The sequence below is a fragment of the Amycolatopsis sp. 195334CR genome, assembly GCF_017309385.1.
Taxonomy (GTDB): Bacteria; Actinomycetota; Actinomycetes; order Mycobacteriales; family Pseudonocardiaceae; genus Amycolatopsis.
On sequence record NZ_JAFJMJ010000001.1, the window covers coordinates 1,197,832 to 1,216,869 of the forward strand.

The window sequence follows — 19,038 nt, forward strand, 5'->3', positions numbered from 1 at the left end:
GGTCCTCCTCAGTTGCTGCCTGACGGCACGTAGCCCAATCCCTTGTCCACGACATTACGAAGCGGCTGCCCGGTGCGCCACCGCTCGAAGTTCGCGGCGAACACCTCGACCAGCGTGTTCCGCCAGCCGATGAAGTCCCCGGACATGTGCGGTGAGATCAGCACGTTCTCCATGGTCCACAGTGGACTGTCCGAGGGCAGCGGCTCGGTGTCGAACACGTCGAGCGCGGCACCGGCCGGGCGGCCGTCGCGCAGCGCGGCGACCAGGTCGCCGGTCACCACCAGCTCGCCCCGGCCGACGTTGACGAACCGCGAACCTGGCTTCATCGCGGCGAAGGCGCGCGCGTCGAACATGCCCTTGGTCTGCTCGGTCAGCGGCGCCACCGCGATCACGTAGTCGTAGTCGCCGAGGTGCGTGGTCAGCTCGGCCGACGCGTGCACCACGCCGAAGTCGGGATCGGACTCGCGCGCCGTGCGCCCGGCACCGGCGACGGACAGCCCGGCGGCGCGCAGCAGGCGCGCGATCGACCGGCCGATCGGCCCGGTGCCGACCACCAGCGCCCGGCGGCCAGCGACCCGCTCGGTCTCGCGGTGCAGCCAGGTCCGCTCCTGCTGCAACCGCCGCGAGCGCGCGAAGTCCTTGGCGAAGGCGAGCACCACGCCCAGCACGTACTCGGCGATGGCGTCGTCGAAGACACCGCGCGAGTTTGTCAGCACCACGTCGCTGTCGCGCAGCCCGGGGAACAGCACCGGGTCGACGCCCGCGCTCGCGATGTGCAGCCAGCGCAACCGATCCGCGGCCGCCCACGCACCGGGGACGGCGGTGGACAGGAAGTCGTAGACGAACAGGATGTCAGCGCCGTGTAACGCCTTCTTTAAACCCGCCTCGTCGGTGTAACGCACCGACGCCACCTGCTCGATGCTGTCCATGTCCGGGGGGTGCTGGTCGCCGCACAGCACCGCCAACACCGGGGATTCCGTGCCGATCACCGTTGACACGGTATGAGCCGGTCGTATGATTGTCAACAATCCGAGGAGCCACCCCGGAGGCTCTCTGCATTCCTGAAGACGTCACCGCGGAGGCTAGGCCTTGGATTTCCAGTTGCCTGTGTTCGATGGCCCGCTCGCCCAGCGGGGCATCGGCGTGATCGCGCCGTTCGACCTCGCGCTCGAGCGCGAGTTGTGGCGCTGGGTGCCGATGGAGGTCTCCCTCCACCTGGCGCGCACCCCGTACGAGCCGGTCCCGGTGAGCATGGAGATGGCGCAACTCGTCAGTGACAGCAAGCACCTCGCGGCCGCCACCCGTGACGTGCTTCACGTGGAACCAGAGGTTGTCGCGTACCTCTGCACGTCGGGCAGCTTCGTCAACGGCATCGACTACGAGCGCTCGTTGTGCAAGGCGATCTGCGACGCCGGGGCGCCGGACGCGGTGACCACCTCGGGCGCGCTCGCCGAGGTGCTGCACCGCCTCGACCTGCACAAAGTCTCGGTGCTGACGCCGTACGACCAGGACCTGACCGGGAAGCTGCACGACTTCCTGGCCGAACTGGACGTGAAAACGGTGTCCAGTGACCACCTCGGACTCGGTGGCGGCATCTGGAAGGTGAGCTACCGGACCATCGCCGAGCGCATCCTCGCCGCCGACCACTCCGAGGCCGAAGCGGTGTTCGTCAGCTGCACCAACCTGCCGACCTTCGACCTGATCGAGCCGCTGGAGGCGGCGCTCGGCAAGCCGGTGCTGACCGCGAACCAGCTGACCATGTGGGCCTGCCTGATGCGGATGGGCCTGCCGCTCGTCGGTCCCGGGAAGTGGTTGCGTGACGTTTCGTAGCGTGGTTCGTTAGGATTGTTGACAATCTGCAGGAGGTGCTCAGGCTTGACCACGATCGGCTTCATCTACCCCGACCACGCGGCCGAGGACGACTACCCGCTCGCCGAGCGCCTCCTCGGGCCGGAGTTCCGGCTCCCGGTCGAGCACATCTACGGCACGGACCTGCACGCCGTGCCCGAGTTGCTCGACCTCGGCAGCCCCGAACGCCTCAAGGAAGGCGCCGGTCTGCTGGCGAAGCACGAACCGGACGCGGTGATCTGGGCGTGCACCAGCGGCAGCTTCGTCTACGGCTGGGAAGGCGCGCGCAAGCAGGCCGACCAGCTCGCCGAGGCCGCCGGAGTGCCGTCGACCAGCACCTCCTTCGCGTTCGTCGAGGCGGCCAGGGCGCTCGAGGTGCGGAAGGTGGCCGTCGCGGCCAGCTACCCCGACGACGTGGCGCGGCTGTTCGTCGAATTCCTGGCCGCGGGCGGGGTCGAGGTGCTCGCGATGTCCAGTGCGGACATCGACACCGCGGCCGAGGTCGGCGAGCTGAGCCCGGAGGTGGTGATCGAGCTGGCGGTCTCGCACGACCACCCGGAGGCCGACGCCGTGCTCGTGCCCGACACCGCGATGCGCACGCTCGGCGTGCTCGGCGCCATCGAAAACCGGCTCGGAAAGCCGGTTCTGACCGCGAACCAGGTGACCATCTGGGAGGGTCTCCGGCAGGCCGGCGTCTCGGTGGCGTCCGGCGAGCTGGGAGAACTGTTCACGAGAACGGTCCGGGAAAAGGGAAACTGACATGCCGCTGGCCGACATCGAACCGGTGAGCCGGGAGTCCACCGCGGGCATCATCGCGCGGCAGCTCCGCGACGCGATCATGACCGGCGCGCTGCCACCGGGCACGCAGCTGGGCGAGACGGAGCTGGCGTCGCGGTTCCAGGTCTCGCGGGGACCGCTGCGCGAGGCAATGCAGCGGCTGGTGTCCGAGGGGCTGCTGCGCAGCGAGCGGCACCGCGGGCTCTTCGTGATCGATCTCGAGCCGGACGACGTGTACGACATCTACGTCGCGCGGGCCGCGATCGAACGGGCGGCGGCGCTGCGGATCATGCGCGGTGACCGGGAGAAGGCCGCCGCCGCGCTGGACGAGATCGTGCGCGCGATGGCCGCGGCCGCCGACGAGGACGACCCGACCGCCCTGTCCGACGCCGATCTGCGCTTCCACGAGGTGCTGGTCGCCGAGTCCGGCAGCCGCAGGCTGATGCGGATGACGCAGACGCTGCTGATCGAGACGCGCATGTGCCTGTCCATGCTGCAGCAGACCTACCAGCGGGTCGAGGAACGGGTCGACGAGCACAACCAGCTGATCGACGCCATCCGCGCGGGTGACGAGGAGTCGGTGCTGAAGCAGCTGGAGGCGCACATGGAGGACGCCATCCAGCGGTTGCTGCCGGGGACCTCATTGCACTGACGAAAGTAAGGGGCGGGTGGCGACGGTCGGCCACTGCGCCGGCCCCACCCCGGTTTCTAACGTCGTCACGTGACCAAATCGAAGCTGCTCTGGTGGTCCGGCGTCGTCCTGCTGGCGCTGTCCGTGCACACCAACTGGGCCAGTCCCCTCGCCGCGTGGTTGTTCGCCGTTCCGCTGCTGTTGTTCACCGCGCCGCGCGGGCTGCCCAAGGTGCTCGGCGCGCTCGCGATCGGCACGACCGTCTGGCTCGCGGCGACCAGCCTGCTCTTCGTCCCGGCGGCGCTGCTCGCGTTCGGCGCGCTCACGGTGTTGCAGTGGCTCGCCTTCGTCGCGCACAAGCTGCTTTCCCCGCGCCTGCCCGGTTTTCTCGGCACGCTGGTCTTCCCGGCCACGCTCGCGGGCGCCGAGTACCTGTTCGCGCTGGTCATCCGCTTCGGTGACTACGGCGCGCTCGGCTCGACCCAGCACGCCAACCTCCCGCTGCTGCAACTCGCGTCGGTCACCGGCGTGTACGGGATCACCTTCCTCATGGGCTGGTTCGCTTCGACGGCCGTGTGGGCGTGGGAAACCCGCAACGCGCGCAGGTTCGTGGTGTACGGACTGGTGCTGGCGGCGGTGTTCGCCGCCGGGGCCGCGCGGCTCACCTTCTTCGCACCCACCGAGAAGTCCGTGCGCGTCGCCGCGGTGAGCCCGAGCCACACCGCCGACGAACGCTCCGGCGACGCGCTTTCCACAATGGACATCGAGTACTGGCGGGCGGCCGAGGTGGCGACCGCCGAGCCCGGTGCCATCCGCGCGGCCTTCGCGCCGGTCACCGACGACCTGCTCGAACAAACCCGCACCCAGGCGCGGGCGGGCGCGAAGATCGTGCTCTGGCCGGAAACCCACGCGCGGGTGCTGGAACGCGACCACCGCGAACTGCTCGACAGCGCGGCTGTGATCGCGCGGGAGACCGGTGCCTACGTCAACCTGGCCTACGCGATGTACACCGGCGAGGCGCCGAACATCCGCAACCTCAGCACCATGATCACCCCGGCCGGGGAGATCGCCTGGACCTACGACAAGAGCCGGCCGACCCCGATGGAGCCGATGACGCCCGGTCCCGGTGAGGTGCCCACTGTGGACACTCCGTACGGCAGGATCGCCGGCGTCATCTGCTACGACGCCGACTTCCCGCACCTCATGCGCCAGGCCGCGGACAAGGGCGCGGACCTGCTGCTGGTCCCGGCGAATGACTGGGCCGGGTTCTCCGAGCTGCACGCGGAGAAGGCCGTCTTCCGCGACATCGAGTACGGCTACTCGATGCTGCGCAACTCCTCACACGGCCTCTCCACGGCGACCGACGCGCAGGGCCGGGTGCTCGCGAGCACGGACTGGTTCCGCACGGACCAGCAAACCCTCGTCGCGAACCTGCCGCTGCAGCCGCGCACCAGCACGGTCTACAGCACCGTCGGGGACGTCTTCGCCTGGCTGTGCCTGGCGGGTGCGGCGGCCCTCGCCCTCACCGCCCTGCGCCGCTCCCCGGCAACCGAGGCAGCTCACGCCACACGATGAAGGTGGCTTTCCTGCGCAGCGCCAGGCGCAGTGAATGTGTGGCTTTCACAGCGGAATCCGCCGTGAAAGCCACATTCACTGCATCGCTCAGGTGAGGGCGTCCGCGATGGCGGTGCCCAGGTCGGTGGTGGTGGCGGTGCCGCCGAGGTCCGGCGTGGCCACCGAACCGTCGGCGAGCACCTTCTCCACCGCGGCGTTGATCGCCCGCGCCGCCCCGCCCTCGCCGAGGTGGTCGAGCATCATCGCGCCAGCGAGGACCTGGGCCACCGGGTTCGCGATGCCCTGCCCGGCGATGTCCGGCGCGCTGCCGTGCACCGCCTCGAACATCGACGGGTGCTCCCCCGGCGGGTTGATGTTGCCCGACGGGGCCATGCCCAGCCCGCCGGTCACCGCCGCCGCGAGGTCGCTGAGGATGTCGCCGAACAGGTTCGACGCCACCACCACGTCCAGCCGGTCCGGGTGCTGCACCATCCGCGCCGCCAGTGCGTCCACATGGCACTGTTCACTGTGGACGTCCGGGTACTCGGCGGCGATCTCGGCGAAGATCTCGTCCCAGTACGGCATCGAGTGGATCAGCCCGTTCGACTTGGTCGCCGAGCACACCCGGCCGGTCCGGGTCTTCGCCAGTTCGAAGGCGTACCGGATGATCCGCTCCACGCCGACCCTGGTGAACACCGACTCCTGCAGCACGAACTCACCCGGCTGCCCGGTGTTGTGCCGCCCGCCGAGCTGGGAGTACTCACCCTCGGAGTTCTCCCGGACGATCACCATCTCCAGCTCGTCGGCCGAGCGCCCGGCCAGCGCCGAGGTGGTGCCGGGCAGCAACCGCACCGGCCGCAGGTTCACGTACTGCGCGAACGCCCGCCGCAGCGGGATCAGCAGGCCCCACAGCGAAACGTGGTCCGGCACCCCGGGAAAGCCCACCGCACCGAGGAAGATGCCGTCGTACGCGGAAAGCTGCTCGACCCCGTCCTCCGGCATCATCCGCCCGGTCTCGGTGAAGCGCTCGCAGCTCCAGTCGAACTCGGTCCAGTGCAGGGTGAACCCGTGCTGCCCGGCGGCCCGGTCGAGCACCTTGCGGGCCTCGACGGTGACGTCGACGCCGATCCCGTCGCCGGGAATGCTCGCGATCTTGTACTCGGTCACAGGCTCACCGCGATGTACTTGGTCTCCAGGAACTCGTCGATGCCGAACTTGCCGCCCTCGCGGCCCAGCCCGGAGGCCTTGATGCCGCCGAAGGGCGCGGCCGGGTTGGACACCAGGCCCTGGTTGAGCCCGACCATGCCGGACTCCAACTGCTCCGAAACCCGCAGCGCGCGCTTGATGTCGCTGGTGTAGAGGTAGCTGACCAGGCCGTACTCGGTGTCGTTGGCCGCGGCGAGCACCTCCTCTTCGGTGTCGAAGAGGTAGATCGGCGCCACCGGGCCGAAGATCTCCTCGGTCGCCATGTCCGCGTCCAGCGGCACCTCGGTCAGCACGGTCGCCTGGTAGAAGTTGCCCGGACCGTCCACAGTGGCCCCACCGGTGAGCACCTTGGCGCCGCGCTCGACGGCGTCGCGGACCAGGCCACCGACCTTGTCCACCGCGGCCTGGTCGATCAGCGGGCCGACCACCACGCCGTCCTCGGTGCCGCGGCCCATCGGCAGCGCGGCCATCTTCTCGGTCAGCCTGCGGCCGAACTCGGCGGCCACGCCCTTCTGCACGTAGATCCGGTTGGCCGCGGTGCACGCCTCCCCGATGTTGCGCATCTTCGCCATCATCGCGCCTTCGAGCGCGGCGTCCAGGTCGGCGTCGTCGAAGACGATGAACGGCGCGTTGCCGCCCAGCTCCATCGAGGTCCGCAGCACCTTGTCGGCGCACTGCTCCAGCAACTTCCGGCCGACCGCGGTGGACCCGGTGAAGGACAGCTTGCGCGCCCGGCCGTCGCGGATCAGCGGCTCCATCACGCCACCGGAGTCGCTGGTGGTCAGCACGTTGAGCACGCCTTCGGGCAGCCCGGCCTCGGCCAGGATCTCGGCCAGCGCCAGCATCGACAGCGGGGTCTGCGCGGCCGGCTTGATCACCATGGTGCAGCCGGCCGCGATCGCCGGGCCGATCTTGCGCGTGCCCATCGCCATCGGGAAGTTCCACGGGGTGATCAGCAACGACACCCCGACCGGCTGCTTGGCCACCAGGAACCGGCCGGATCCGTTGGGCGCCACCGAGTAGTCCCCGCCGATCCGGACCGCCTCCTCGGCGAACCACCGGAAGAACTCGGCCGCGTAGGCGATCTCGCCACGTGATTCGGCCAGCGGCTTGCCCATCTCCAACGTCATCAGCAGCGCGAGTTCGTCGGTGCGGTCCACCAGCGCCTGGTACGCGCGCCGCAGGATCTCGCCCCGCTCGCGCGGTGCCGTCTTCGCCCACTCGGCCTGCGCGGCCGCCGCCGCGTCGAGCGCCGCCATGCCGTCCGCCGGCGAGGCGTCGGCCACCTCGCACAGCGCCTCACCGGTGGACGGATCGAGCACCGGGAAGGTCCGGCCACCTTCCGCGGCGGTCCACTTCCCGCCGATGAAAAGTTCCTTCGCGACCGTGTCGACGACCCCGGCCTCGCTGATCTCGCCCATCACTACCGCTCCTGTCCGCATTCATTGCGCCCGGTCCGAGGGCCATGCTATGCATATTGTCAACAATCGACAAGAGACCCCGTCCGAAGGAGCACCGCTGCCATGGCCCAGCTCTCCCCCCTGCTCAAGCAGGCCACCCCGGTCGTCGTTGACCACGGCGAGGGCACCTATCTGTTCGACAGCGAAGGCAGGCGGCACCTGGACTTCACCGCCGGCATCGGCGTCACCAGCACCGGTCACTGCCACCCCAAGGTGGTCGCCGCCGCCCAGGAACAGATCGGCAAGCTGATCCACGGGCAGTACACCACCGTGATGCACAAGCCGCTGCTCGAACTGACCGAGCGCCTCGGCGGCGTACTGCCGTCCGGACTGGACTCCCTGTTCTTCGCCAACTCCGGCAGCGAGGCGGTCGAGGCGGCGCTGCGGCTGACCCGGCAGGCGACCGCGCGGCCGAACGTGATCGTGTTCCAGGGCGGGTTCCACGGCCGGACCGTCGCCGCCGCGTCGATGACCACCTCGGGCACCCGGTTCAGCGCGGGCTTCTCGCCGCTGATGTCCGGCGTGCACGTGGCCCCGTTCCCCTACGCCTACCACTACGGCTGGGACGAGAAGACCGCGACGAAGTTCGCGCTGCGCGAGCTGGACTACCTGTTCGCCACGGTCACCGCGCCGAACGAGGTCGCCGCGTTCTTCGTCGAGCCGGTCCTCGGTGAGGGCGGGTACGTGCCCGCGAACACCGAGTTCCTGGCCGGGCTGCGCGAGCGCGCCGACAAGCACGGCATCCTGCTGGTGCTCGACGAGGTGCAGACCGGCTTCGGCCGCACCGGCAAGTTCTGGGGCCACGACCACTTCGACGTGCGCCCGGACGTCGTGCTGATCGCGAAGGGCCTGGCCAGCGGCTTCCCGCTGTCGGGCATCGCCGCGTCGCAGGAACTGATGTCGAAGGCGTGGCCGGGTTCGCAGGGCGGGACCTACGGCGGCAACGCGGTTTCGTGCGCGGCCGCCTGCGCCACGCTCGACGTGATCAAGGAAGAGGGGCTCGTCGCCAACGCCGCCGAGCGCGGCACGCAGCTGCTCGACGGCGCTCGCTTGATCGGGGACAAGAACGCCGCGATCGGGGACGTGCGTGGGCTCGGGCTGCTGGTCGGCTCGGAGTTCACCACCGCGGACGGCGAGCCGGACACGGTCACCGCGCAGGCCGCGCAGAAGGCCGCCGCCGAGCGCGGACTGCTGCTGCTCACCTGCGGTGCCTACATGAACGTGGTCCGGATGATCCCGCCGCTGGTGGTCACCGCCGAGCAGATCGACGAGGCGCTGGGCATCTGGGCCGAGGTCGTCGACACCGTCACCAAGAACTGAGGGAGAGCCTTCGTTGGCCCGCTACATCACCATCACGCTGGACAAGCGCGGCGTGTCCTGCCGCGCCCGGCTGCTCGACGCCGAGGCACCGCGCACCTGCGAGGCCGTGTGGAACGCGCTGCCGCAGAGCGGTTCGGCCTACCACGCGAAGTACGCGCGCAACGAGGTCTACACGCTCGTGCCGCCGTTCGCCCAGCCCAAGCCGGGCCGGGAGAACCCGACCGTCACGCCGATCCCGGGTGACGTCGTGTACTTCGGCTTCGAGGCATGGGAGATCGGCAATCCCGCGTACGGCTACGACGAGGGCAGCGAAGCCCACAGCGACCAGGGCGCCACGGACCTCGCCATCTTCTACGGCCGCAACAACCTGCTGATCAACGGCGACGCCGGCTGGGTGCCCGGCAACGTGTTCGCCACGATCGAGGAGGGGCTGGCGGAGATGGCGGCGGCGTCGCAGGACCTGTGGCTCCGCGGCGTCGAGGGCGAGACGCTTTCCTTCGCCCGCGCGGAAAACTGAACCTGCCGGGTGGGCGCGAGCCGGGCTTGTGCCCACCCGATCAGGTGATCTCCTCGCTTTTACTTTGCGCGATAATTCGATCACCCGTCCGGGCCGCTTCACTCCACCAATGCCGCATTCAGGCGGCCATCACGCACAGTGAGCACAACTACCCCGGGTAGCGTCGCCCCGTTCGGCGACCCCGCCACGAAACCCGAAGGACTTACGTGTTTAGCCTGAGGGGTTGCTTGCCGAGCGGAAGCAACAGACCCGGTGACCGAGCGGCTTTTTGACATCGCGCCAATCCGGCTGCGAATCTCGGAATCGCTTTCGAAAGCAATTCACATTCGATGCGACCTTTTCCGAGGAGTTCCCACCCATGCAGATTTTCGCCGCCCACGCCCACCACGCCGACGACCTCATCACCAGCGCGCTGGCCTGCCTCGCGCACCTCGTCGGCTGGCTCGTCTGAGGCCAGCGAGAGAACGTGAAAGGTCTTCATAGCGGGATTCGTCCGGCCCGTACTACCCTGCGGTAACCAGGTCTCGGCGCAGAGGTGAGAGGACGGTCGACACCGCCATGAACGACAGCGGTTCCGGGGGTTTCGCACAGCGCCTCGCCGACATCGTCGGCCAGGCCAACCTGCTCACCGGCGACGCCGTGGGCGAGGACTACGCCCACGACGAGTGCCTCACCGTGGAGCCGGCGAAACCCGCCTACGTGGTCAAACCGGCGACCGCCGAAGAAACCGCGGAACTGCTCAAGGCCGCGGGCGAGCACCGGGTTCCGGTGACCGCCCGCGGCTCGGGCAGCGGCCTGTCCGGCGCGGCCAGGCCGCGGCCCGACGGCCTGCTCATCTCCTTCGAGCGGATGAACCAGGTGCTCGAAATCGACGCCGACAACCACGTCGCGGTGGTGCAACCCGGCGTCACGCTGGCCGAACTCGACGAGAAGACCGCCGCGGCCGGCCTGTCCTACACCGTCTACCCCGGTGAGCTGAGCGCGAGCGTCGGCGGCAACGTCGGCACCAACGCGGGCGGCATGCGCGCGGTGAAGTACGGCGTCACCCGGCACAACGTGCTGGGCCTGCAGGCCGCGCTGCCCAGCGGTGAGCTGATCCGCACCGGCGGCAAGACCACCAAGACCTCCACCGGCTACGACCTCACCCAGCTGATCATCGGCTCCGAGGGCACGCTCGCGCTGGCCACCGAGGTGACCGTCCGGCTGCACCCGCGCCTGGGCCACGGCGCCACCGCGCTCGCCCCGTTCGCCGATCTCGACCAGGTGATGCGCGCGGTGCCGAAGATCATCGCCAGCGGGCTCGACCCGCACATCCTGGAGTACATCGACAACCTGACCATGGCCGCGATCGTCTACAAGGAACAGTTGTCGCTCGGCGTGCCGGACGAGGTCAGGGACTCCTCGCAGGCGTACCTGGTGGTGTCGCTGGAAAACCGCGACAACGACCGGCTGCACGCCGACATGGAGCAGCTCGGCGAACTGCTGGCCGAACTGGGTGCCGCCGACGTCTACGTGCTGGAGGGACCGGCCGCCCGCAAGCTGATCGAGGCGCGGGAGAAGGCGTTCTGGACGGCGAAGTCGGTCGGCGCGGACGACGTGATCGACGTGGTCATCCCGCGCGCGGAGATGCCCGCCTTCCTGGCCAAGGTGCGGGAGCTGGCCACCGCCGCCGAGTCCGGCGCGGTCGGCTGCGGGCACGCCGGGGACGGCAACGTCCACTTGGGAATCTTCCAGAAGGACCCGGCGAAGCGGCGCGCGCTGCTGCATGAGATCTTCGCGGCGGGCATGGCCGCCGGCGGGTCGATCTCCGGCGAGCACGGCATCGGCCACGCCAAGAAGGAGCACTTCCTCGAACTGGAGGACCCGGCGAAGATCGAGCTGATGCGGCGGATCAAGCTGTCCTTCGACCCCCTGGGCATCCTCAACCCGGGCGTTCTCTTCGACCAGGAGTCACAGTGAGCATGAACGGCGCGCAGTCCCTCATCCGCACCCTCGTCGAGGCGGGGGTGGAAGTGTGCTTCGCCAATCCCGGCACCTCGGAGATGCACTTCGTGGCCGCGCTGGACTCGGTGCCGGAGATGCGCGGCGTGCTCGCGTTGTTCGAGGGCGCGGTGACCGGTGCCGCGGACGGCTACGCCCGCATCGCCGGCCGCCCGGCGGCGACCCTGCTGCACCTGGGCCCAGGCCTGGCCAACGGCATGGCGAACCTGCACAACGCGAAGCGCGCGCACACGCCGGTGGTCAACATCATCGGTGACCACGCGATCGACCACAAGAAGTACGACGCCCCGCTGGAATCCGACATCGAGGCGCTCACCGGCACGCTGAACGGCTGGTCGCGGCGTTCGGACCACACCGCCGACGTCGGCGCGGACGCGGCCGCCGCGGTCGCCGCCGCGCAGGACGCGCCGGGCCGGATCGCCAACCTGATCCTGCCCGCCGACGTTTCCTGGGGCGAGGGCGGGAAAACCTGCCCGCCGGTACCCGCGCGCGTGCCGAAGGAAGTGGACGAGACCACCGTCAAGCAGATCGCCGAAGTGCTGCGCACCGGGGAATCCGCGGCGCTGCTGATCGGTGGCGCGGCCTGCCGGGAGACCGGACTGCGGGCGGCGAGCCGGATCGCCGCGGCGACCGGGGCCAAGCCGTTCGCCGAGGTCTTCCCCGCCCGGATCGAACGCGGTGCCGGGCTGCCGACCATCGAGCGGCTCGGGTACCTGGCCGAGCACGTCGAGTACCAGTTGCAGGGCGTCAAGCACCTGATCGTGGCCGGGACCAAGGCGCCGGTCTCGTTCTTCGCCTACCCGGGCAAGGCCAGCGACCTGGTGCCCGAGGGCGCGCAGGTGCACACCCTGGCCGGGCTGGACGCGGACGTGGTCGGCGCCTTGCAGGACCTCGCCGACCTGGTCGCCGCGGACACCGAACCCGTGCTGCAGGAGGCACACCGGCCCGCGTTGCCGAGCGGTCCGCTGACCCCGCAGAACTGGGTCGAGGTGATCGGGGCCCTGCTGCCGGACAACGCGATCATCGCCGACGAGGCCAACACCTCCGGTGTGCTGCTGCCGGGCGCGACCGCCGGTGCGCCCCGGCACGACGTGCTGACGCTGACCGGTGGCGCGATCGGCCAGGGCATCCCGGTGGCCACCGGCGCGGCGATCGCGGCGCCCGACCGCCCGGTGATCAACCTGCAGTCCGACGGCAGCGCGTTGTACACGATCTCGGCGCTGTGGACGCAGGCGCGGGAGAAGTCCAACGTCACCACGGTGTTGTTGAACAACCGGGCCTACGCGATCCTGCGGATGGAGCTGCAGCGGGTCGGCGCGGACGGTTCCGGGCCGAAGGCGGCCGAGTTGCTCGACCTGTCGGGGCCGGACATGGACTTCGCGAAGATCGCCGAAGGCATGGGCGTCCCGGCTCGCCGGGCGACGACGGCCGAGGAGCTGGCGGACGCGTTCGCGTGGGCGCTGGCCGAGCCGGGTCCGCACCTGATCGACACGATCGTGCCCCCGCTGGTCTGATTTTCTCAGGGTCTTCTCATAAAGATCTTCGGTAACTGACGGTTTCGCCCGGTTCACTGGAGGTGTACCGGGCGGGACCCGGTCGTACCGTGAGGAGGCCGGCCATGATGACCACGCTCCAGTTGCCCGTCGGACACCGTCCGATGTCGGACTCGGTCAGCAAGCGCGGGCCGCGCTCCATCAACGCTGACGCGGTCGCCACCCACACCGACGCCGTCTCGGGCCGCACGGCTTTCGTGGTGGCCGACGGGGTGGGTGACCACCTGCTGGCCGCCCGCGCCGCCCGGTTGTCGGCCCGCGTCGCCGCGGAGGTTTCGTCCCGGGAGGGCGCCTTCGCCGGTTTGCTTGCGGCGCAACGGGAACTGCGGTCGCAGTTCGAGCAGGCGCAGGCGGACTGCGTGCTGATCGTGGCGGTGCTGCCGCCGCTGGACTCCCCGGTGGAGGCGCAGGCGGACATCGCCTGGGTCGGGGACTGCCGGCTGTACCGCTGGAACGGGCGGGTGTTGTCGCAGCTGACGGTGGACCACACGCTGGCGGAGTTCTGGCGTTCGCAGGACCTGGTGCCCTCGGCGCGCATGGAACACGTGGTGACCGACTCGGTCCGCACCGCGCGCGACTCGGACGTCGGGCGCGCCTACACCCCGGTGCGCGGCGGTCGCCTCCTGCTCTGCACCGACGGGGTGCACAAGACGCTGAACATGGTGGCGGTGAAGGAACTCCTGTCCGGTGCGGAAGACCCGCACTCGGCCGCCGGCAAACTGGTCGGCGCCGCCCACACCCTGGGCAGCGGGGACAACGCCACCGCCGTGGTGGTCGACCTACAACCCCTCCCGTAACCGTCGCCCATTTCCCAAAAAAGGGGCGCCCTCACCACCTCACCTGGCGGGACCGCTGACGCCGCCCACGCCGTGGTGTCTCTCAGCCGAGTGCTTGACTCCCGGTCGTCGGCTTCTCCTGGCTGGCCGCCCACGAGGCCAGCAGGGCCAGGCCGTCCGCAGCCGCCGTGCCGGTGGGTGCGGTGTAGACGTTCAGCAGCAGCCCGGGCTCGGCGGACATCTCCATTGACTCGACATCCAGGTCGAGCCGGCCCACTACCGGGTGGTGCAAGCGCTTGCGCCCCGACCGGTGCAGCCGCACGTCCTGAGAGGCCCACCGCTGCCGAAAAAGTTCACTGCGCGTCGACAGTTCACCGACCAGGGCGATCAGCTCCTCGTCGTGCGGGTTGCGCCCGGCTTCCATGCGCAGCTTCGCGGCCACATCGCGGGCGACCCGGTCGTAGTCGACGAAGAACGCTGTTGCCGCCTCGGGTTCCAGGTACACAAACCGCGCGGTGTTCAGCGGTCGTCGCGCGTCGGCCAGCATCGGTGAGTACAGCGCACGGGCGAGGTGGTTCGTGGCCAGCACGTCATAACGGCCATTGCAAAGCCAAGCCGGCGCACCGGTGATGGCGTCGAGCACCTGTTGAAGCGCCGGACGCACCCTCACGGCGGATCGCCGGGGACCGCTGGGCGCCTTGGATCGCCGCGCCAGGCGGAACAGGTGATCGCGCTCGGCCTCGTCGAGTTGCAGGGCGGAGGCCAACGCGTCGAGCACCCCGTCGGAGGCGCCGGCGAGGCTGCCGCGCTCCAAACGCACGTAGTAGTCGACCGACACCCCCGCCAGCAAAGCCACCTCTTCGCGACGCAGCCCTTTCACCCGGCGGTTGGCGCCACCATGTGCGGGCAGTCCGGCCCGCTCGGGCGCGATCCGCGCGCGACGCGAGCGCAGGAATTCCTTGATCTCGGTGCGCAGATCGATCGTGGTCACCCCTCCACCGTAGGCCCCGTCCGCGGGCGAAGGGAGGTTCTGCTGGTACCCCCAAGGAATACCTAGGTACCCGTTGCGGTCGTGGCGATGCCGCCGTCGACCGGGACGATGGCGCCCGTGAGGTAGGAGCCGGCCCGGCTGGCGAGGAACACGGCGACACCCGCCATGTCGTCGTCGCGGCCGAGCCGACGCAACGGCGCCTTCGCCGCGATCTGGTCGCCGATGGCATCGAGCGTGGACGCCATCATCTGCGAGGGGAACGGCCCTGGGGCCACCGCGTTCACCGTGACGTGCTGTGGGCCCAATTCCCTGGCCAGCACCCTGGTGAGTTGGTGGAGTGCCGCTTTGCTGGCGGCGTACGAGTAATTCGGCGCCTCGGCGACGTGAAGGGCGGCGATGCTGCCGATGTTGATGATCCGCGCGGGTTCATCGGCGGTGCCCGCTCGGCGCAATGCCGGAAGCAACGCCTGCACCAGCCAAAACGGTGACTTGAGGTTGAGGTCCAGCACCGCGTCCCACCCCTCATCCGGAAACGTCTCCAGCGGCTCGCGCCACATCGCTCCCGCATTGTTGACGAGGATGTCCAGACGCCCCGAGTCGCCCTTGACCAGATCGGCCAGGCGCTGACACTCGTCATGCCTGGACAGGTCAGCGGGAATCGCTTGAACGTCACCGAATTTGGACAGCAACCGCTGTGCCTCCTCGCACGCATCCGCCTTCCGCGAGCTGATGATGACGCGGGCACCCGCCTGCAGCAGGCCCCGCGCGATCATCAAGCCAATTCCCCTGGTGCCGCCGGTGACAAGTGCGTACTTCCCCCTCAAATCGAAAAGTTCCGAGTGAGTGAGCTGGTTCTCCGCCATGGGTCTTCCGTCTCCTTCTGTCGTGGAAACAGCGTGACCGTCAGCTTGAGCTCAGGGGAGCCCCTGGTGATACAGGTACTGCCAGGGCCTCCCGGCCGAGGACTCGAATACCGGAGCGGAGCCTCACGCACACCCAGAAGCCGGATCGCAGAACTTGACCTCCGGATACCGAGCCGAGGGCCCATCCATCAACCCCGCCGAACCCCCGCGGAAATGCTCATCCAAAAACGCCCGCACATACCGGCGCGTAAGCACCGAAGCCCGATCCCCCGGCACCTCGGCCCCGAAGTCCAACCCCAGCTGCCACCCCAGCAACCCCACATCCGTGAACGAAGCGTGCGTCATCCCCCTGACCACCAGCCACCGCTTCCACCCGGCCAACCGCGACCAGGCATCCGCCCACGTCCCAGCCTGCTCACTCGCCCCCGGCGTGTACTGCTCTTCCCGCCCCAGGAACAAGAACGGCCGGGAAAGCGGCCCGGCCAACGACACGTCCTGCCGTCCGTCGAGGTTCACCCCCGCCTTGATCCGGGGATCCGCCATCATCGAGGGAATACCGGCCGCCCCACCTGCCGAATGACCCGCCATCCCAATCCGCGCAGGATCCACGAATCGACCCCACCGCGACAACACCGAGTCGATCACAAAAGAAACATCAGCCGCCCGGCCGTCGTGCAGCTTCTTCCAGAACAAATGCGCCGTGTCCGGCGGACGCGTGATCTCACAGGCCACGCACTCCGCCACACGCCCGTCCGGGAAAGTAGTGGCCACGCTCTCATAGGTATGATCAAGCACCGCCACCACATAACCGTGACTCGCCAAATCCTCGGCCAACCCGCTCAACGTGGCCCGCGGTTTCGTGAAGCCCGGCGACAACACCACAAGCGGCCACCGGCCGACCGGCGGCGCGTCCACCACGGCGTGCGTCCGCGTGCGGCTCAGCACGTCGTACGGCAGAGACGAAATCCCCCCTTCCTTCAACAACAACTCCGACTCCAGCGGCGTCATGTACTGCTTGCGCTGCCCCACCGGTCGCGAACTCGGGTAGTACAGCGAAACCATCAGCTCACGCGGCCCCGCCTCCGGCACCCACGTGTCCGGCCGCGACGAATCCACCAGGTGCCACGTCGACGACCCCACCGGCAGCACCCCGGTCGGCGGCAACAACCGCGGCGAGGCCTCGGCAGCCACCGCCGGCGTCGCCGAAGCAGCCACCACCAGCGCCACCAACCCCCACACGAACGAACGTCTCATCCCGAAGCTCCCCTTCCGCTATTTAACTAGCTACCTAGCACTATAGACCCAGAGAACCCCCGCAACGCAAAAAGTGGCCCCGCCGGCGAACCGGCGGGGCCACTCCCGAACTCAGCCTTACTCGAAGATCTCGCCCTTCTCGGCCTTCGCCACCAGCGACTCCGGCGGCAGGAAGTGGTCGCCGTAGCGCTCGGCCAGCTCACGCGCCCGCGCCACGAAACCGGCCAGGCCACCCTCGTACTGGTTGATGTACTGGATGACGCCACCGGTCCACGCCGGGAAGCCGATGCCGAAGATGGACCCGATGTTCGCGTCCTGCACCGAGGTCAGCACGCCCTCGTCGAAGCACTTCACCGTCTCCAGCGCCTCGGCGAAGAGCATGCGCTCCTTGAGGTCCTCGAACGGCACCTCGCCGGAACCCGACTTGAACGCGTCGGCCAGCCCCGGCCACAGCCCGGTCCGCTTACCCTCTTCGTCGTACTCGTAGAAGCCCGCACCGGAGGACCGGCCCTTGCGGTCGAACTCCTCCACCATGCGGTCGATGACCGCCTCGGAGGCGTGTCCCTTCCACGTGCCGCCCTCGGCCTCGACCGCGGCCTTCGTCTCCAGCCGGATCTTGCGCGGCAGGGTCAGCGTCAGCTCGTCCATCAGCTGCAGCGGCGGCGCCGGGTACCCGGCCTGCGCACCCGCCTGCTCGATCGACGCGGGCGCGACGCCCTCACCCAGCGCGGCGACGGCCTCGTTGATGAACGTGCCGATCACCCGCGAGGTGAAGAAGCCGCGGCTGTCGTTGACCACGATCGGGGTCTTGCGGATCTGCAGCGTGTAGTCGAACACCTTGGCCAGCGTGGCCGGCGAGGTCTTCTCCCCGCAGATGATCTCGACCAGCGGCATCTTGTCCACCGGCGAGAAGAAGTGGATGCCGATGAAGTCCTCGGTCCGCTGCACGCCCTCGGCGAGCGAGGTGATCGGCAGGGTCGAGGTGTTGGAGCCCAGCACCGCGTCCGCGTTGACGATGCTCTCGATCTCGCCGAACACCTTGTGCTTCAGCTCGACGCTCTCGAACACGGCCTCGATCACGAAGTCGACCCCGGCGAAGTCGGCCGGGTCCGCGGTCGGCTTGATGCGCGCCAGCAGCTCGTCCGACTTCTCCTGCGTGGTCTTGCCGCGCGAGAGCGCCTTCTGCTCCAGCTTGACCGCGTAGCCCTTGCCCTTCTCGGCCGCTTCCTGCGAAACGTCCTTGAGCACCACGTCGATCCCGGCCTTCGCCGAGACGTACGCGATGGCCGCGCCCATCATCCCGGCGCCGAGCACGCCGACCTTCTTCGCGGTGTACTTCTCGAACCCCTCCGGCCGCGAACCGCCGGAGTTGATGTGCTGCAGGTCGAAGAAGAACGCCTTGGTCATGTTCTTCGCCACCTGACCGGTGGCCAGGTGCACGAAGTACCGGGTCTCGACCAGCTGCGCGGTGTCGAAGTCGACCTGCGCGCCCTCGATCGCGGCGGACAGGATGGCCCGCGGCGCCGGCATGTTCGCGCCCTTGATCTGCTTGCGCAGGTTGGCCGGGAACGCGGGCAGGTTCGCCGCGAACTTCGGGTTCGACGGCGTGCCGCCGGGGATCTTGTGGCCCTTGACGTCCCACGGCTGCACGGCCTCGGGATTGGCCTTGATCCACTCCTTGGCCTTCGGCAGCAGCTCGTCCACGCTGCCCACCAGCTCGTCCACCAGGCCCAGCTCCAGCGCCTTGGCCGGCTTGTGCCGCTGGCCCTGCAGCAGCACGTTCAGCAGCGCGCTCTGGATGCCGAGCAGGCGCACGGTCCGCACCACGCCGCCGCCACCGGGCAGCAGGCCGAGGGTGACCTCGGGCAGGCCGATCTGACTGCCCTTCACGTCGGCCGCGATGCGGTGGTGCGTGGACAGCGCCAGCTCCAGGCCACCGCCGAGGGCGGCCCCGTTGATCGCGGCCACGACCGGGCGGCCGAGCTGCTCGAGCCGGCGCATCTGGCCCTTCATCGCGCCGCTGCTCTCGGTGATCTCGACCGCGTTCTCCGGCTCCGCCTGGATCAGGTCGTTCAGGTCACCACCGGCGAAGAAGGTCTTCTTCGCCGAGGTGAGCACCACGCCGGTGATGTTGTCCTTCTCCGCTTCGAGGCGGTCGACGACAACCCCGAGCGACTCGCGGAAGTCGGCGTTCATCGTGTTCGCCGACTGCTTCGGGTCGTCCAGCGTGAGCACGACGATGCCGTCGGCGTCCTGCTCCCAGCGGATGGTCTTCGCTTCGGTCATC

16 protein-coding genes are annotated in these 19,038 nt (G+C 69.2%); 9 read left to right on the forward strand and 7 right to left on the reverse strand.

Going from position 1 to position 19,038, the window contains the following annotated elements; translation table 11 throughout:
* Nucleotides 1-8: 8 nt before the first annotated feature.
* On the reverse strand, nt 9-989 hold the full coding sequence (locus JYK18_RS05860; protein WP_206801130.1) for a D-2-hydroxyacid dehydrogenase: 981 nt from the start codon (nt 987-989) through the stop codon (nt 9-11).
* Nucleotides 990-1,089: 100 nt separating this feature from the next.
* Between JYK18_RS05860 and JYK18_RS05865 the strand changes: the two genes are divergently transcribed.
* From JYK18_RS05865 to JYK18_RS05880, 4 genes are all read left to right on the forward strand, one after another.
* Nucleotides 1,090-1,830 (forward strand): Asp/Glu/hydantoin racemase, encoded by a 741-nt coding sequence (locus JYK18_RS05865; RefSeq protein ID WP_206801131.1) that lies wholly within the window; start codon nt 1,090-1,092, stop codon nt 1,828-1,830.
* A 45-nt stretch (nt 1,831-1,875) separates the two neighbouring features.
* Nucleotides 1,876-2,607: a maleate cis-trans isomerase gene (locus JYK18_RS05870; RefSeq protein WP_206801132.1), complete on the forward strand. Its 732-nt coding sequence runs from the start codon at nt 1,876-1,878 to the stop codon at nt 2,605-2,607.
* A 1-nt stretch (nt 2,608) separates the two neighbouring features.
* Nucleotides 2,609-3,277: a GntR family transcriptional regulator gene (locus JYK18_RS05875; RefSeq protein WP_206801133.1), complete on the forward strand. Its 669-nt coding sequence runs from the start codon at nt 2,609-2,611 to the stop codon at nt 3,275-3,277.
* Between the two features lie 69 nt (nt 3,278-3,346).
* Complete coding sequence (locus tag JYK18_RS05880; protein WP_206801134.1) at nt 3,347-4,831, forward strand: nitrilase-related carbon-nitrogen hydrolase; 1,485 nt, start codon at nt 3,347-3,349, stop codon at nt 4,829-4,831.
* 87 nt (nt 4,832-4,918) lie between these two features.
* Here the strand turns inward: JYK18_RS05880 and JYK18_RS05885 are convergent, their stop codons facing one another.
* A complete protein-coding gene (locus JYK18_RS05885) occupies nt 4,919-5,977 on the reverse strand; it encodes a tartrate dehydrogenase (protein ID WP_206801135.1) in 1,059 nt (352 codons plus the stop codon).
* Nucleotides 5,974-7,437: an NAD-dependent succinate-semialdehyde dehydrogenase gene (locus tag JYK18_RS05890; protein WP_206801136.1), complete on the reverse strand. Its 1,464-nt coding sequence runs from the start codon at nt 7,435-7,437 to the stop codon at nt 5,974-5,976. The genes JYK18_RS05885 and JYK18_RS05890 overlap by 4 nt, the downstream gene beginning before the upstream one ends.
* A 102-nt stretch (nt 7,438-7,539) precedes the next feature.
* Here JYK18_RS05890 and JYK18_RS05895 point away from each other — a divergent pair, with 102 nt between their 5' ends.
* The 5 genes from JYK18_RS05895 to JYK18_RS05915 all read left to right on the forward strand — a co-directional run bounded on the left by JYK18_RS05895 (nt 7,540) and on the right by JYK18_RS05915 (nt 13,664).
* A complete protein-coding gene (locus tag JYK18_RS05895; RefSeq protein ID WP_206801137.1) occupies nt 7,540-8,796 on the forward strand; it encodes an aspartate aminotransferase family protein in 1,257 nt (418 codons plus the stop codon).
* Between the two features lie 13 nt (nt 8,797-8,809).
* Nucleotides 8,810-9,313 carry a DUF3830 family protein gene (locus JYK18_RS05900; protein ID WP_206801138.1) on the forward strand — a complete coding sequence of 168 codons (504 nt, stop codon included), beginning with the start codon at nt 8,810-8,812 and terminating at the stop codon, nt 9,311-9,313.
* A gap of 558 nt (nt 9,314-9,871) precedes the next feature.
* Complete coding sequence (locus tag JYK18_RS05905; protein ID WP_206801139.1) at nt 9,872-11,272, forward strand: FAD-binding oxidoreductase; 1,401 nt, start codon at nt 9,872-9,874, stop codon at nt 11,270-11,272.
* Between the two features lie 2 nt (nt 11,273-11,274).
* Complete coding sequence (locus JYK18_RS05910) at nt 11,275-12,828, forward strand: acetolactate synthase large subunit (RefSeq protein WP_206804039.1); 1,554 nt, start codon at nt 11,275-11,277, stop codon at nt 12,826-12,828.
* 104 nt (nt 12,829-12,932) lie between these two features.
* On the forward strand, nt 12,933-13,664 hold the full coding sequence (locus JYK18_RS05915; protein ID WP_242578972.1) for a PP2C family serine/threonine-protein phosphatase: 732 nt from the start codon (nt 12,933-12,935) through the stop codon (nt 13,662-13,664).
* An 82-nt stretch (nt 13,665-13,746) separates the two neighbouring features.
* Here JYK18_RS05915 and JYK18_RS05920 read toward each other — a convergent pair whose 3' ends face one another.
* The 4 genes from JYK18_RS05920 to JYK18_RS05935 all read right to left on the reverse strand — a co-directional run bounded on the left by JYK18_RS05920 (nt 13,747) and on the right by JYK18_RS05935 (nt 19,037).
* Nucleotides 13,747-14,634 (reverse strand): helix-turn-helix transcriptional regulator, encoded by an 888-nt coding sequence (locus JYK18_RS05920; RefSeq protein WP_206801140.1) that lies wholly within the window; start codon nt 14,632-14,634, stop codon nt 13,747-13,749.
* A 62-nt stretch (nt 14,635-14,696) separates the two neighbouring features.
* Entirely contained in the window at nt 14,697-15,497 is an 801-nt protein-coding gene (locus tag JYK18_RS05925; protein ID WP_206801141.1) for an SDR family oxidoreductase, read from the reverse strand.
* A gap of 123 nt (nt 15,498-15,620) precedes the next feature.
* On the reverse strand, nt 15,621-16,751 hold the full coding sequence (locus tag JYK18_RS05930) for an alpha/beta hydrolase (protein ID WP_206801142.1): 1,131 nt from the start codon (nt 16,749-16,751) through the stop codon (nt 15,621-15,623).
* 117 nt (nt 16,752-16,868) lie between these two features.
* Nucleotides 16,869-19,037 (reverse strand): 3-hydroxyacyl-CoA dehydrogenase NAD-binding domain-containing protein, encoded by a 2,169-nt coding sequence (locus JYK18_RS05935; RefSeq protein ID WP_206801143.1) that lies wholly within the window; start codon nt 19,035-19,037, stop codon nt 16,869-16,871.
* Nucleotide 19,038: the final 1 nt, after the last annotated feature.

What these genes read in the sequence shown, in the direction of transcription:
- JYK18_RS05935 (WP_206801143.1), bottom strand. Translation starts at nt 19,037, where the DNA reads ATGACCGAAGCGAAGACCATCCGCTGGGAGCAGGACGCCGACGGCATC.
- JYK18_RS05910 (WP_206804039.1), top strand. Translation starts at nt 11,275, where the DNA reads ATGAACGGCGCGCAGTCCCTCATCCGCACCCTCGTCGAGGCGGGGGTG.
- JYK18_RS05925 (WP_206801141.1), bottom strand. Translation starts at nt 15,497, where the DNA reads ATGGCGGAGAACCAGCTCACTCACTCGGAACTTTTCGATTTGAGGGGG.
- JYK18_RS05875 (WP_206801133.1), top strand. Translation starts at nt 2,609, where the DNA reads ATGCCGCTGGCCGACATCGAACCGGTGAGCCGGGAGTCCACCGCGGGC.
- JYK18_RS05905 (WP_206801139.1), top strand. Translation starts at nt 9,872, where the DNA reads ATGAACGACAGCGGTTCCGGGGGTTTCGCACAGCGCCTCGCCGACATC.
- JYK18_RS05930 (WP_206801142.1), bottom strand. Translation starts at nt 16,751, where the DNA reads ATGAGACGTTCGTTCGTGTGGGGGTTGGTGGCGCTGGTGGTGGCTGCT.
- JYK18_RS05890 (WP_206801136.1), bottom strand. Translation starts at nt 7,437, where the DNA reads ATGGGCGAGATCAGCGAGGCCGGGGTCGTCGACACGGTCGCGAAGGAA.
- JYK18_RS05915 (WP_242578972.1), top strand. Translation starts at nt 12,933, where the DNA reads ATGATGACCACGCTCCAGTTGCCCGTCGGACACCGTCCGATGTCGGAC.
- JYK18_RS05895 (WP_206801137.1), top strand. Translation starts at nt 7,540, where the DNA reads ATGGCCCAGCTCTCCCCCCTGCTCAAGCAGGCCACCCCGGTCGTCGTT.